Raw genomic sequence first — 14,397 nt, 5'->3', positions numbered from 1 at the left:
CAGGGGTGGCTTATGCCGCCCCTTATTCCATACTGATCCCCATTATTTCCTTGCAGTATATAGATATGCGAATTCCTTACTTCCCCCTACCTGCTTAGCAGGTATGCTGGGTCGGTATCCCAATTTCATACAGTTAAGGACAGGCCATGAGTAAGATTTATGAAGACAACTCGCTGACTATCGGTCATACGCCCCTGGTTCGACTGAACCGTATCGGTAATGGACGCATTCTGGCGAAGGTCGAATCACGTAACCCGAGCTTCAGCGTAAAATGCCGTATCGGTGCAAACATGATTTGGGATGCTGAAAAACGTGGCGTGCTGAAGCCTGGCGTTGAGCTGGTGGAACCGACCAGCGGTAACACCGGTATCGCTCTGGCCTATGTTGCCGCCGCGCGTGGCTACAAGCTAACGCTGACCATGCCGGAAACCATGAGCATTGAACGTCGCAAGCTGCTCAAAGCGCTGGGCGCGAACCTGGTCCTGACCGAAGGCGCGAAGGGCATGAAGGGTGCCATTCAGAAAGCGGAAGAGATTGTGGCCAGCGATCCGGCGAAATACCTGCTGCTGCAGCAGTTCAGCAACCCGGCTAACCCGGAAATTCACGAGAAGACCACCGGCCCGGAAATCTGGGAAGATACCGACGGCCAGGTTGATGTATTTATCTCCGGCGTGGGTACCGGCGGAACGCTGACCGGCGTGTCTCGCTATATTAAAGGCACAAAGGGTAAAAAAGACCTGATCACCGTTGCCGTTGAGCCAACCGACTCACCGGTTATCACCCAGGCACTGGCGGGTGAAGAGCTCAAGCCAGGCCCGCATAAAATCCAGGGCATTGGCGCAGGCTTCATTCCGGGCAACCTGGATCTGAAGCTGATCGATAAAGTCGTCACCATCACTAACGAAGAAGCCATCTCTACCGCGCGTCGCCTGATGGATGAAGAAGGCATTCTGGCGGGTATCTCTTCCGGTGCGGCCGTTGCGGCGGCGCTCAAACTTCAGGAAGATGAAGCCTTTACCAATAAGAATATTGTGGTTATCCTTCCTTCCTCGGGTGAGCGTTACTTGAGCACCGCACTGTTTGCCGATCTGTTTACCGAAAAAGAGCTGCAACAGTAGTGCCAGCATGTTAATAACGCGTAAAAAAGCACCTTTTCAGGTGCTTTTTTGTGGCCTGCTTCAAACTTTTGCCCCTCCTGGCATTGCTTCACCCCGTAGGGTCTGGTATTTAAACCAGCAATTATTTTGATGCGTGAAATTAATCAGTGAACGAAATAGCCTTGCTGAATCGATTTTATGATTTGGTTCAAGTCTTGCTTTCGCTGCATAATGTTTAATGACGATCGAAACGTCAGCGCTAACAATACAGGCTAAAGTTCAGTCGCCAGGCTAGACTTTAGTTCCACAACACTAAACCTATAAGTTGGGGAAATACAATGTTCCAGCAAGAAGTTACCATTACCGCTCCGAACGGTCTGCACACCCGCCCTGCTGCTCAGTTTGTTAAAGAAGCGAAAGGCTTCACTTCTGAAATCACTGTGACTTCCAACGGCAAAAGCGCCAGCGCAAAAAGCCTGTTTAAACTGCAGACTCTGGGCCTGACTCAGGGCACCGTTGTCACCATCTCTGCTGAAGGTGAAGACGAGCAGAAAGCAGTTGAGCATCTGGTAAAACTGATGGCTGAGCTCGAGTAAGTTTCCGGGTTCTTTTAAATATCAGTCACAAGTAAGGTAGGGTTATGATTTCAGGCATTTTAGCATCCCCGGGTATCGCTTTCGGCAAAGCACTGCTGCTGAAAGAAGACGAGATCGTCATCGACCGGAAAAAAATTTCTGCCGACAAGGTTGATCAGGAAGTTGAACGTTTTCTGAGCGGTCGTGCCAAGGCATCTGCGCAACTGGAAGCAATCAAAACTAAAGCTGGCGAAACTTTCGGTGAAGAAAAAGAAGCCATCTTCGAAGGGCACATCATGCTGCTCGAAGATGAGGAGCTGGAGCAGGAAATCATAGCCCTGATTAAAGATAAAGGCATGACGGCCGACGCGGCTGCGCATGAAGTTATCGAAGGTCAGGCAACTGCCCTGGAAGAACTGGATGATGAATACCTGAAAGAGCGTGCGGCTGACGTACGTGACATCGGTAAGCGCCTGCTGCGCAACATCCTGGGCCTGGCCATCATCGACCTGAGCGCGATTCAGGATGAAGTGATCCTGGTTGCCGCTGACCTCACCCCGTCTGAAACCGCACAGCTGAACCTGAAAAAGGTCCTCGGTTTCATCACCGACGCGGGTGGCCGTACCTCCCACACCTCTATCATGGCGCGCTCCCTGGAACTGCCTGCCATCGTGGGTACCGGTAGCGTCACCTCTCAGGTGAAAAACGGCGATTATCTGATTCTGGATGCCGTAAACAATCTGGTTTACGTCAACCCAACTAACGAAGAGATCGAAAAACTGCGCGCGGTTCAGGAGCAGGTTGCGACTGAAAAAGCGGAACTCGCTAAGCTGAAAGACCTGCCAGCCATCACCCTGGACGGCCATCAGGTAGAAGTGTGCGCAAACATCGGTACCGTCCGCGACGTTGATGGCGCTGAGCGCAACGGTGCGGAAGGCGTAGGTCTCTATCGTACAGAATTCCTGTTCATGGACCGCGACGCGCTGCCAACGGAAGAAGAGCAGTTTGCTGCTTATAAAGCCGTGGCTGAAGCGTGTGGCTCTCAGGCGGTTATCGTCCGTACCATGGACATCGGTGGCGACAAAGAGCTGCCGTACATGAACTTCCCGAAAGAAGAGAACCCATTCCTGGGCTGGCGTGCGATTCGTATCGCGATGGATCGTAAAGAGATCCTGCGTGACCAGGTTCGCGCAATCCTGCGTGCCTCCGCTTTCGGTAAACTGCGCATCATGTTCCCGATGATCATCTCTGTTGAAGAAGTGCGTGCACTGAAGAAAGAGATCGAAATCTACAAACAGGAACTGCGTGACGAAGGTAAAGCGTTTGACGAGTCAATTGAGATCGGCGTGATGGTGGAAACACCTGCTGCGGCGACTATTGCGCGTCATTTAGCCAAAGAAGTTGATTTCTTTAGTATCGGCACCAATGATTTAACGCAGTACACCCTGGCAGTTGACCGTGGTAATGATATGATTTCACATCTCTACCAGCCAATGTCACCGTCCGTACTGAACTTGATCAAGCAAGTTATTGATGCTTCTCATGCAGAAGGTAAATGGACTGGCATGTGTGGTGAGCTTGCAGGCGACGAACGTGCTACACTTCTGTTGCTGGGTATGGGTCTGGACGAATTCTCTATGAGCGCCATTTCCATCCCGCGCATTAAGAAGATTATCCGTAACACGAACTTCGAAGATGCGAAGGTGTTAGCAGAGCAGGCTCTTGCTCAACCGACAACGGACGAGTTAATGACGCTGGTTAACAAGTTCATTGAAGAAAAAACAATCTGCTAATCCACGAGATGCGGCCCAAATTACTGCTTAGGAGAAGATCATGGGTTTGTTCGATAAACTGAAATCTCTGGTTTCTGATGATAAGAAAGACTCCGGAACTATTGAGATTGTTGCTCCGCTCTCCGGCGAGATCGTCAACATCGAAGACGTGCCGGATGTAGTGTTTGCTGAGAAAATCGTTGGTGATGGCATTGCTATCAAACCAACTGGCAACAAAATGGTTGCTCCAGTTGACGGCACCATCGGTAAAATTTTTGAAACCAACCATGCGTTCTCTATCGAATCAGATAGCGGTATCGAACTGTTCGTTCACTTCGGTATCGACACCGTTGAACTGAAAGGCGAAGGCTTCAAACGTATCGCGGAAGAAGGCCAGCGTGTTAAAGTTGGCGACCCGGTGATTGAATTCGATCTGCCACTGCTGGAAGAAAAAGCCAAGTCTACCCTGACGCCGGTTGTTATCTCCAACATGGACGAAATCAAAGAACTGATCAAACTGTCTGGCAGCGTCACCGTGGGTGAAACCCCGGTTATCCGCATCAAGAAGTAATTCTTGCCGCACAGAAAAATGGCGCCTTCGGGCGCCATTTTTGTTTATGCAGGGAGGATAAGCTCGTCATAGCCTTTCGACTGGGTATAAAGCATCACGTCAGTCACCCGATCGCCGGCCATGCGAATGGCATCGGCAACGGTTTTCCCCTCTACAATGCCGCTCACCAACTCTGAACAGAACAGGTCGCCCGTCCCTTTCAGATCGGTTTCTACGCGCGGGTGCGCGCTGACGGTCACGCCTTCATTCGTCACCAGCACCACATGGATGTTTTCCGGGTCGTCTGCGACCGGCGCGCTTGTGATCGCCACCCATTTCAGGCTGTCAGAGAGCAGTCCCTGCGCCGCCGCGATGGCGCTTTCCGGCGTACGGCACGGTTTGCCGCTCAACACTTCGAGCTCATAGACGTTTGGCGTGATCCCCTGCGCCAGTGGCAGCAGGTGCTCCCGATACGCCTGCGGGATCTCGGGCTTCACGTACATCCCGCTGTCGATATCGCCGATAACCGGATCGACCAGCACCAGCAGGTCAGGATGCTGCGCTTTGACCGCCTTCAGCCACTGCGCCAGCAGTACGATCTGGCTGGCACTGCCCATATAGCCGGTGGTGACCGCCTTAAGCTCGCGCAGGATCTCTCGCTCTTCCAGCGCCTTCAGGTAGCCGCTGAACCACTCGTCGGGGATCACTCCACCATAAAACGTGTCATAGTGCGGCGTGTTGCTGAACAGTACCGTCGGCACGGCGGTAACGTTCAGCCTGTGGGTACGAATATTCGGAACCGCAATGCTGTTCCCCACGCTGCCGTAAACCACCTGCGACTGCACGGCGACAATGTCGGTTTGCTGCGCCCGGGTATTATCCCGGAATAGAATCATCTCCATGATGCTTAAATCCCCGCCCCCTGCGAATAACTTTCTTCACCAAAGACGCCGGTAGACAGATAGCGATCGCCGCGATCGCAAATAATCGCCACCACTACGGCACCCGGGTTTGCCTGTGCTACCCGAATCGCACCCGCTACCGCGCCGCCCGAGCTAACGCCGCAGAAGATACCTTCGCGCACGGCCAGCTCACGCATGGTATTTTCCGCCTCGCGCTGGTGAAGATCCAGCACCTGGTCCACAAGCTGCGCATTAAAGATGCCGGGCATATACTCCGCAGGCCAGCGGCGAATGCCCGGAATGCTGCTCCCCTCTTCCGGCTGCAGGCCAACGATGGTGACAGCTTTCGCCTGCTCGCGCAGAAAACGCGACACGCCGGTAATGGTGCCGGTGGTGCCCATGCTGGAGACAAAATGGGTGATGCGTCCGTCGGTTTGCTGCCAAATTTCCGGCCCGGTAGTGGTGTAGTGCGCGTACGGGTTGTCCGGGTTGTTGAACTGGTCGAGCAGCTTACCTTCGCCGCGCCCGGCCATTTCTAACGCTAAGTCGCGCGCGCCTTCCATCCCCTGCTCTTTGGTCACCAGAATCAGCTCGGCCCCGTAGGCACGCATCGCGGCGCGGCGCTCCTGGCTCATGTTGTCCGGCATCAGCAGCTTCATGCGGTAGCCTTTCAGCGCCGCAATCATCGCCAGGGCGATGCCGGTGTTGCCGCTGGTGGCTTCAATCAGCACGTCGCCGGGCTTAATTTCACCGCGTTTTTCGGCCTGGACAATCATCGACAGCGCCGCGCGGTCTTTTACCGACCCCGCCGGGTTATTGCCTTCGAGTTTGACCCAGATTTCACTGCCGTTGTCTGGCCCCATACGCTGAAGCTTGACCAGAGGCGTGTTGCCGATGGTGTTTTCTAATGTTTTCATGATCGCTGTCCAATAAAAAGCCCGGTGGCGCTTCGCTTACCGGGCCTACAGACGTCATATTGTAGGCCGGGTAAGCGCAGCGCCACCCGGCAAAACTACGTAATCCTAACCTATCAGGCTGACTCCGCCAGAGCAATATCCTCGCGCGTCTCAATCCGCTCGTTACCGTGATAAATCCGGGCATGCTGCAGCCCGACAAACAGGCGCTCTCCCCGGTGCGGCGGCACGTCGTCGCGCATAACCACGGTCAGCGGCTCGGTATACCAACCCAGCGGCTGTACCACCAATTGGGTGTAGTGACCTTTAGGGCTAGCTTCCAGCACCTGAACCGGCAGCGGTGAATCCAGGCTGGTTCGGCGGCTGACGTCCACCTCCCATGGGCGCAGGAACAGATCGACCGGTCCCTGATGCGCGGAGGTGTAGCCCAGCGGCCAGCGGTGCGCGCCGACGTGGAACTGCCCACCGCGAATGGTGCCCTGCAGACGGTTTACCTCGCCCATAAACTCCAGCACGAAGCGGGTCGCCGGCTCGCGCCAGAGCTGCTCCGGCTCGTCAACCTGCTCAATGTTGCCCTGGCTCATGACCACCACGCGGTCCGCAACTTCCATCGCCTCTTCCTGGTCGTGGGTCACGAAGACGCTGGTGAACTTCAGCTCTTCATGCAGCTGGCGCAGCCAGCGGCGCAGCTCTTTACGCACCTGCGCGTCCAGCGCGCCAAACGGCTCATCCAGCAGCAAAATTTGCGGCTCAACGGCAAGCGCGCGCGCCAGCGCCACGCGCTGTTTCTGCCCACCGGAAAGCTGGGCCGGGAAACGGTCCGCCAGGTGAGCCAGCTGCACCATCTCCAGCAGTTTGGTCACTTTCGCTTTAATGGTTGCCGCATCCGGGCGCTCGCGACGCGGCAGCACGGTCAGGCCAAAGGCGATGTTGTCGAACACGGTCATGTGACGGAAAAGAGCGTAGTGCTGAAACACAAAGCCCACTTTACGATCGCGGGCGTGCAGGCGGCTCACGTCGGTGCCGTGGAAGCGGATATGCCCGCTGGTCTGATGCTCAAGCCCGGCGATAATACGCAGCAGCGTGGTTTTTCCCGAGCCAGACGGCCCAAGCAGCGCCACCATTTGTCCGGAAGGGATATCCAGCGAGATATCATTCAGCACCTGGGTGCGACCAAAAGACTTCTTAATATTGGCAATCTCAATGCTCATGATTTCCCTCCTGATGCTGACGTTTTTCCTGATTTTCTAAACGCCACTGCACCACACTCTTCAAAAACAGGGTCAAAATGGCCATCAGCGTCAGCAACGCTGCGGCAGTAAACGAGCCAATGGTGTTGTAGTCCTGCTGCAGCAGTTCAATCTGGAGCGGCAGCGACAGGGTCTCACCACGGATGGAGCCGGAAACAACGGAAACGGCACCGAACTCACCGATCGCGCGGGCGTTGGTCAGCACCACGCCGTAAAGCAGCGCCCAGCGAATGTTCGGCAGCGTGACGCGACGGAACATCTGCCAGCCTGACGCGCCCAGCAGCACCGCTGCTTCATCTTCGTTGCTGCCCTGGCTTAACATCACCGGCACCAGCTCACGCACCACAAACGGACAGGTCACGAAGATGGTCACCAGCACCATGCCCGGCCAGGCGAACATGATCTGCAGGTTATGCGCATCCAGCCAGCCGCCCAGCGGACCGTTGGAGCCGTAAAAGAGCAGGTACACCAGACCCGCCACCACCGGCGACACGGCAAAGGGAATATCCAGCAGCGTCAGCAGCATCTGACGTCCCGGGAAGTTAAAGCGCGTCACCAGCCAGGCCAGCAGGGTACCGAATACCAGGTTCACCGGCACGGTGATCAACGCAATCAGCACCGTCAGCCAGATGGCATGCAGCATATCCGGGTCCGCCAGGTTCTCCAGCGCGGGCATCAGCCCCTTGCTGAACGCCTGAACGAAGATATAAACCGTCGGGACGACGAGAATGAGGGCAGACACCAGCACGCCCACGCCAATCAGAAACCATTTACCCCAGTTGATGCGGGGCGCATCGTATCGCTTCAATTGCGTAACTTCCGCCATCAGTGACCTACCACACGTCGACCAAAGCGACTTTGCAGAGTGTTAATCGAGTACAGCAGCAGCAGCGAGGCCGCCAGGATCACCGAGGCAATCGCGCTCGCCGCCGGGTAATCAAACTCCTGCAGACGGATGAAAATCATCAGCGAAGTAACTTCCGTTTTCCAGGCGATGTTCCCGGCGATAAAAATCACCGCGCCGAACTCACCCAGGCTGCGGGTAAACGACAGCGCGACGCCCGCCATCAGCGCCGGAGAAAGCTCCGGCAGAACCACTTTACGGAAGCTCTGCCAGCGCGTGGCGCCCAGCGTTTCCGCCGCCTCTTCATATTCCGGACCCAGCTCTTCCAGCACCGGCTGCACGGTACGGACCACAAACGGGATGCTGGTAAAGGCCATCGCCACCGCGATCCCAAGCCAGGTATAGGTCACTTTGATATCAAACTTCGCCAGCCACTCGCCGTACAGCCCGTTCACGGAGAAGAGCGACGCGAGGGTTAAGCCCGCGACCGCCGTCGGCAGCGCAAACGGCAGATCCATCAGTGCATCAAGCAGCGTGCGACCCGGGAAGCGATAGCGGGTTAAGATCCACGCCATCAGCAGGCCAAACACGCCGTTAAAAATGGAGGCGACAAACGCCGACAGCAGCGTCACCTTATAGGCCGCCACCACCTGCGGGTTGGTGATGACCTCCCAGTACTGCGCCCAGCTCATCTGAGCAAGTTGCATCACCAGCGCGCTGAGCGGCAACAGCAGGATCAGGCAGACGAACAGCAGGCTGGTCCCCAGGCTTAAGGTAAAGCCCGGCAGCACGCGTTTTGTCGAGACTGCAAACATTACTTACGCCCCGCCGCCAGCAATTTGTCTAACTCACCGCCGCTGGCAAAGTGCGTTTTCATCACCTCAGGCCAGGAGCCGAAATGATCTTCCACGCGGAACAGGGCGGTCTGCGGGAATTTGTCTTTCAGTTTGTTCATGACGTCCGGGTTGTTCACGCGGTAGTAGTAATCGGTAATGATGGTCTGCGCCTGCGGGCTGTACAGGTAGTTGAGATAGGCTTTTGCCGCTTTCTCGGTGCCGTTCGCCTGCACGTTTTTATCCACCCACGCTATCGGGAACTCGGCCAGGATGTTGGTTTTCGGGATAACCACCTCGAAGCCCTGCGCTTCGTACTGCTTGCGAATGTTGTTCACTTCGGATTCAAAGCTGATCAGCACGTCACCCAGACCGCGTTCGGCGAAGGTGGTGGTCGCGCCGCGGCCGCCGGTATCGAACACTTCGACGTTTTTCAGGAACTGGGTCATGAACTGCTCGGTTTTGGCTTTGTCGTTTCCGTCAGCCTTGTCCGCCGCGCCCCACGCGGCTAACCAGGTGTAGCGTGCGTTACCGGAGGTTTTTGGGTTCGGGAAAATCAGCTTCACGTCGGAACGCACCAGGTCGCTCCAGTCGTGGATATTTTTTGGATTACCCTTACGCACCAGGAAGCCCATGGTGGAGTAGAACGGCGAGCTGTTGTTCGGCAGGCGGCTCTGCCAGTCAGCCGGGAGCAGCTTGCCCTTGTCGTGCAGGATCTGCACGTCAGTCACCTGGTTATAGGTCACGACGTCCGCTTTCAGCCCCTGCAAAATCGCCAGCGCCTGCTTGGACGAGCCGGCGTGGGACTGCTTGACGGTCAGCTTATCGCCGTTATTGTCTTTCGCCCACTGCTGCTCAAACGGTGGGTTAAGGGCGGCAAACAGCTCGCGGGAAACGTCATACGAGCTGTTCAGCAGCTCGGTCGCCTGCGCCTGGGCCACCAGCAGTATACCTGCCAGCGCCAGAGTTCCTTTTTTCAGTACAGTAACGGCCATTGCGCACCCTTATAAATGTGATGACTATCTTATAGTCATAATATTTATAACGGGGATGAAAGGAGTAACGGTTTTATATACCGTTTGGTGATTTACAAGCAGAAAAGGGAATAAGGCATTAATCCCCTCTCCCCTGTGGGGAGAGGGTCAGGGTGAGGGGTGTTACAGCGCCAGCAGTCGCTCAACGGACGGCGCAAAGTAGTAGCCGCCGGTCACCGGTTTGGTGAAGCGCAGCATGGCGTCGCGCTTGCCGTCGGTGTCACCGAACATGCTCAGCAGTTGCTGCTCAATGTTGTGCAGGCGCGCGCAGTAGGCGCAGAAGTAGAGGCCGTGCGTGCCGCTTGCGGTGCCGTACGGCAGGCTCTGGCGAACAATCTTCAGCCCTTTACCGTCCTCTTTGAGGTCAACGCGGCTCAGGTGAGAGGTCACCGGACGCTCGTCGCCGTCAATCTCTTCGTTGGCTTCTTTAGTACGACCAATCATCATCTCCTGGTCGTGCACGCTCATGCGGTTAAGCTGCTTGAGGTTGTGCTCCCAGCGCTGGACGAACACATAGCTGCCGCCCGCGTCTACGCCGTCTTTAATCACCGCCACGTCGCGACGAACCTCTTCACCGGCCGGGTTTTCGGTGCCGTCAACGAAGCCGCTCAGATCGCGCTCCTCCACCCAGCGGAAGCCGTGAACCTCTTCCTGCACCTCAATACTGTCGCCAAAGGCCGCGACCGCCGCCTGCGCAACGGAGAAGTTCACGTCATGACGCAGGGAGAGAATGTGGATCAGCACGTCATACTGGGTAGCTGGTGCCAGACCTTTGCCGTAAGGGATAAAGTCTTTCAGCTCTTCCGCCCCTTCGCCGCCGCTCAGCTGACGCCAGACGTTATTGCCGAAGGCAACAACGGCACCGAGGTGGGCGTCGGGGAATTTGGCCTGGAAGGTCGCCAGCTTGTCCACAAACGCTTTACTGGCCGCACGCAGGGCATCCACGTCCCCTTTTACATTGGCTTCAATCCAAATCGCCGCGCGGCAATGTTCTGGCAAAATGCCACTCTGAACCTGAGACATCGCTCCTCCTGAAATAAAGATGCCACGTCAGCGTGGCATTGATGGCGGCTATTATACCCGGATTTCAGCGAGGCGGTTTGTTCAGGCGCAAATTACTGCTTCCAGACTATTTTGCTCACTTTCCAGCTCTTCAGCGTGTCGTCAGACGGCATCAATCCTTCCGGGCCGCTCCAGGTTCCGGTGAAGACATAGCTGATGTGCTGGCTGCCTTCCGCCTTACATTCCACCGCAACGCCATCGTCTGAAGGGGCGCTGCTGCAGTTGCCAAAGGCCTGTTTATAAAGATCGCTAAACGGGGTGCCGACCTTTACGCCGCTGGCGGTCGGGATAGCATCGTCCAGCACCGCAATGCGGTTCACCGTCCCTTTATCACCGTTAATTACCAGCGCCAGCTTGTCACCCTTCAGCGCTTCAAAGTAACGCACAATGTTGCCATTCTCGGTTTTCATCCCGCTACGCAGGCGGTAGTCGCTGCTCAGGGCATCCTGAATAGCGTCCTGATTGAGCGCGGTCGACGCGGTGATTTTTCCTACGCCCTGCTCGGTGACTTCGATGGAAGAGCCAAACCAGTTCCACGGATACGCGGCGGACCAGTTAATAGAAGAGAGCGTGGAACAGCCGGTCAACGCCAGCGGGAGAGCGCATAAAAGTAAACGCAGCGATTTCATTGAAACGTCCTTTCTAATTAAATCAACGCTTGTTGGAGTGCGGCATCGGCAAAAAGTGCCGCACTAATCTGACTCTTGCGTAAAACAGGCGCGTAATCGGGGATTCGTCAGCAGCCACAGCAGCGCCACGATATCCGCCACCACCAGCGCGATGCCAATACCCGAAAGCGGTTCACCCAACCACCAGAGCACGGGTTGCCAGAACAGCAGTGCGATCTGGGCGAGGATCAGCAGCCAGCGAAGGGCGCGCCACAGACGCGGGATTACGTGCCGCCGACCGCTGCATAAAAAAGCCACCACCGCCGGTACGCCCGGCAGTAAGCCGAGCCAGAAAGCATCGTGATCGGGATAAAAGAGATTCAGCAGCGTATCGCCCTGCCCGCGCGACGCGCCGGCCATCACAAACAGCACCCAGGTGCGGGCCTGCAGGAGCAAAACGCACCAGAATAAAAACGGCAGCCTGACGCGGCCCTGTGCATCAAAGTCAGCCGGGTGGATCTCAGTACTCTTCATCTTCGATCAGACGCTTACCTAAGCTCAGCACGTCAGCGTGCTCATAGCCCAGACGTTCATACATGCCCAGCACCACGTCGTTATCTTCCCGCACCATGATCTGAATTTTCGGACAGCCGCGGGCGATCAGCTTCTTCTCGAGCCGATTAAGCAGCGCGTTGGCGATGCCGCGCGCCCGATATTCCGGGTGGACGCCCAGATAATAGGCCGAGCCGCGATGGCCATCGTAGCCGCCCATCACGGTACCGACGACCTCGCCGTTCACTTCCGCGACCAGAAACAGGCTAACGTCGTGATTCAGCTTACGTTCGATATCCATTTCCGGATCGTTCCACGGACGCAGCAGATCGCAGCGCTCCCAAAGGGTGATCACCTCTTCGAAATCTTCCTGGCGAAAAACGCGTATCTCCATGGTATTAACCGCCTTTTCGGGTTTAAAAACAGTGATTATGGCGTGAACGGGGCGTTTAGCCAATAACCGGGGAAAATCTCGCCAAAATTTGGCATAATGTCACTTTGTCACGTATTGAAATGAAAAGTAAAACAATTCTCAATAAGGACTGTCGTAACGGGAAACACGATACGATATAACACCAGGACCCCTTTTTTTAGTATTCAGGCCGCATGAGCACATTCAAACCATTAAAAGCACTCACATCGCGTCGTCAGGTTCTCAAAGCGGGGCTGGCGGCCTTAACGTTAACGGGCATCGCAAAGCAGGCTCAGGCAAAAGACGAGAGCACGCTCAAAACCAGTAACGGACACAGTAAGCCAAAAACCAAAAAGCCGGGCGCAAAGCGTCTGGTGATGCTCGATCCGGGCCACGGCGGGATTGATACCGGTGCCATTGGCAAAAACGGTTCGAAAGAAAAACACGTCGTGCTGGCGATTGCAAAAAATGTGCGATCGATTTTACGCAGCAACGGCATTGACGCCCGCCTGACGCGCACGGGCGACACGTTCATTCCGCTGTACGACCGCGTCGAGATCGCCCACCAGCACGGTGCGGATCTGTTTATGTCCATTCACGCGGACGGCTTTACCAACCCTTCCGCCGCGGGCGCGTCGGTATTTGCCCTCTCCAACCGTGGCGCCAGTAGCGCCATGGCGAAGTACCTTTCCGATCGTGAAAACCGGGCGGATGAAGTGGCTGGTAAGAAGGCCACTGACAAAGATCATCTGTTGCAGCAGGTGTTGTTCGATCTCGTGCAAACGGACACCATCAAAAACAGCCTAACGCTCGGCTCGCATATTCTCAAACGGATTAAGCCGGTGCACCGCCTGCACAGTAAAAGCACCGAACAGGCGGCGTTTGTGGTGCTGAAGTCACCGTCCATCCCGTCCGTGCTGGTGGAAACGTCCTTTATTACCAACCCGGAAGAAGAACGACTGCTCGGCACCACGGCGTTTCGCCAGAAGATCGCCAACGCCATCGCCTCCGGCATTATCAGTTACTTCAACTGGTTCGATAACCAAAAAGCGCACTCCAGGAAACGTTGATGAAACCCAATGCTCAACTGGTAAAAACCTTCCTGCTGCAGCTGCAGGATGCGATCTGCCAGAAACTGGCCGCCGCAGACGGCGGTGAATTTCAGGAAGATAGCTGGCAGCGCGAAGCCGGCGGCGGCGGGCGCAGCCGCGTGCTGCGAAACGGCGGTATTTTTGAACAGGCGGGCGTAAATTTCTCCCACGTTCACGGCGACGCCATGCCCGCCTCCGCTACCGCGCATCGCCCTGAGCTGGCGGGCCGCAGCTTCGAAGCGATGGGCGTTTCGCTGGTGGTGCATCCGCATAACCCGTTTGTGCCCACCAGCCACGCTAACGTGCGTTTTTTCATTGCGGAGAAGCCAGGGGCCGATCCGGTCTGGTGGTTTGGCGGCGGTTTCGACCTCACGCCCTACTACGGCTTCGAAGAGGACGCCGTGCACTGGCACACCACCGCGCGGGATCTTTGCCTGCCGTTTGGCGAAGACGTCTACCCGAAATTTAAAAAGTGGTGCGACGACTACTTTTACCTGAAGCACCGCGATGAGCAGCGCGGCATTGGCGGGCTGTTCTTTGACGATCTCAACGTGCCTGATTTTGACACCGCGTTCAGCTTTATGCGCGCGGTGGGCGAAGGCTTTACCGATGCCTATATGCCCATCGTCGAACGCCGTAAAAACACCGACTACGGCGTGCGCGAGCGTGAATTCCAGCTTTACCGCCGCGGGCGCTACGTGGAGTTCAACCTGGTGTGGGATCGCGGGACGCTGTTCGGCCTGCAGACCGGCGGACGCACGGAGTCGATTCTGATGTCGATGCCGCCGCTGGTGCGCTGGGAGTACTGCTACGAGCCAAAAGAAGGCAGCCCGGAGGCTGCCTTGTGTGAGTTCCTTAAAGTACGCGACTGGGTTTAACTGCCGGATGGCGCTGCGCTTAT

General features: G+C 56.2%; 16 protein-coding genes. 6 read left to right on the top strand and 10 right to left on the bottom strand.

All coding sequences use genetic code 11. From position 1 onward, the window contains the following. The first annotated feature begins 146 nt into the window (after positions 1–146). From cysK to crr, 4 genes are all read left to right on the top strand, one after another. Entirely contained in the window at positions 147–1,118 is a 972-nt protein-coding gene (cysK, locus tag URZ40_RS05940; protein WP_014884739.1) for a cysteine synthase A, read from the top strand. Between the two features lie 317 nt (positions 1,119–1,435). Beyond that, a complete protein-coding gene (gene ptsH, locus URZ40_RS05935) occupies positions 1,436–1,693 on the top strand; it encodes a phosphocarrier protein Hpr (RefSeq protein WP_000487600.1) in 258 nt (85 codons plus the stop codon). 44 nt (positions 1,694–1,737) lie between these two features. Continuing rightward, positions 1,738–3,465, top strand: a complete 1,728-nt coding sequence (gene ptsI / locus URZ40_RS05930; protein WP_116343133.1) for a phosphoenolpyruvate-protein phosphotransferase PtsI — start codon at positions 1,738–1,740, stop codon at positions 3,463–3,465. 40 nt (positions 3,466–3,505) lie between these two features. Then, positions 3,506–4,015, top strand: coding sequence for a PTS glucose transporter subunit IIA (gene crr, locus URZ40_RS05925; RefSeq protein ID WP_003861316.1), 510 nt, complete (start codon positions 3,506–3,508; stop codon positions 4,013–4,015). A gap of 44 nt (positions 4,016–4,059) precedes the next feature. Here the strand turns inward: crr and pdxK are convergent, their stop codons facing one another. From pdxK to URZ40_RS05875, 10 genes are all read right to left on the bottom strand, one after another. Next, on the bottom strand, positions 4,060–4,896 hold the full coding sequence (gene pdxK, locus URZ40_RS05920; protein WP_023332955.1) for a pyridoxine/pyridoxal/pyridoxamine kinase: 837 nt from the start codon (positions 4,894–4,896) through the stop codon (positions 4,060–4,062). 5 nt (positions 4,897–4,901) lie between these two features. After that, a complete protein-coding gene (cysM, locus tag URZ40_RS05915; RefSeq protein WP_316380596.1) occupies positions 4,902–5,813 on the bottom strand; it encodes a cysteine synthase CysM in 912 nt (303 codons plus the stop codon). Between the two features lie 113 nt (positions 5,814–5,926). Then, positions 5,927–7,021 carry a sulfate/thiosulfate ABC transporter ATP-binding protein CysA gene (gene cysA, locus URZ40_RS05910; protein WP_023615695.1) on the bottom strand — a complete coding sequence of 365 codons (1,095 nt, stop codon included), beginning with the start codon at positions 7,019–7,021 and terminating at the stop codon, positions 5,927–5,929. Further along, positions 7,011–7,886, bottom strand: coding sequence for a sulfate/thiosulfate ABC transporter permease CysW (cysW, locus tag URZ40_RS05905; RefSeq protein WP_116343139.1), 876 nt, complete (start codon positions 7,884–7,886; stop codon positions 7,011–7,013). The genes cysA and cysW overlap by 11 nt, the downstream gene beginning before the upstream one ends. After that, on the bottom strand, positions 7,886–8,719 hold the full coding sequence (gene cysT, locus URZ40_RS05900; protein ID WP_061097449.1) for a sulfate/thiosulfate ABC transporter permease CysT: 834 nt from the start codon (positions 8,717–8,719) through the stop codon (positions 7,886–7,888). Before cysT ends, cysW begins: the two co-directional genes overlap by 1 nt. Further along, a complete protein-coding gene (locus tag URZ40_RS05895; protein WP_320720018.1) occupies positions 8,719–9,732 on the bottom strand; it encodes a sulfate ABC transporter substrate-binding protein in 1,014 nt (337 codons plus the stop codon). The genes cysT and URZ40_RS05895 overlap by 1 nt, the downstream gene beginning before the upstream one ends. 162 nt (positions 9,733–9,894) lie before the next feature. After that, positions 9,895–10,794 (bottom strand): Dyp-type peroxidase, encoded by a 900-nt coding sequence (locus URZ40_RS05890; protein ID WP_116343143.1) that lies wholly within the window; start codon positions 10,792–10,794, stop codon positions 9,895–9,897. Between the two features lie 92 nt (positions 10,795–10,886). After that, the gene (locus URZ40_RS05885; RefSeq protein ID WP_192983615.1) at positions 10,887–11,462 is read right to left on the bottom strand and encodes an RpoE-regulated lipoprotein; all 576 of its coding nucleotides are present in this window, start codon (positions 11,460–11,462) and stop codon (positions 10,887–10,889) included. Between the two features lie 63 nt (positions 11,463–11,525). After that, positions 11,526–11,975, bottom strand: a complete 450-nt coding sequence (locus URZ40_RS05880) for a DUF2919 domain-containing protein (RefSeq protein ID WP_192983612.1) — start codon at positions 11,973–11,975, stop codon at positions 11,526–11,528. Then, positions 11,962–12,387, bottom strand: coding sequence for a GNAT family acetyltransferase (locus URZ40_RS05875; protein WP_116343149.1), 426 nt, complete (start codon positions 12,385–12,387; stop codon positions 11,962–11,964). The genes URZ40_RS05880 and URZ40_RS05875 overlap by 14 nt, the downstream gene beginning before the upstream one ends. Positions 12,388–12,599: 212 nt before the next feature. Between URZ40_RS05875 and amiA the strand changes: the two genes are divergently transcribed. Both amiA and hemF read left to right on the top strand, forming a co-directional pair. Further along, positions 12,600–13,475, top strand: a complete 876-nt coding sequence (amiA, locus tag URZ40_RS05870; RefSeq protein WP_116343151.1) for an N-acetylmuramoyl-L-alanine amidase AmiA — start codon at positions 12,600–12,602, stop codon at positions 13,473–13,475. Then, positions 13,475–14,374 carry an oxygen-dependent coproporphyrinogen oxidase gene (gene hemF / locus URZ40_RS05865; RefSeq protein WP_316380598.1) on the top strand — a complete coding sequence of 300 codons (900 nt, stop codon included), beginning with the start codon at positions 13,475–13,477 and terminating at the stop codon, positions 14,372–14,374. The genes amiA and hemF overlap by 1 nt, the downstream gene beginning before the upstream one ends. Positions 14,375–14,397: the final 23 nt, after the last annotated feature.

Origin of the sequence: Enterobacter sp. 296B2 (genome assembly GCF_034106185.1) — a bacterium.
Classification (GTDB): domain Bacteria; phylum Pseudomonadota; class Gammaproteobacteria; order Enterobacterales; family Enterobacteriaceae; genus Enterobacter; species Enterobacter cloacae_N.
Note: the sequence above shows the minus strand (reverse complement) of the source record. Positions and strands in the feature narration are given on the sequence as shown.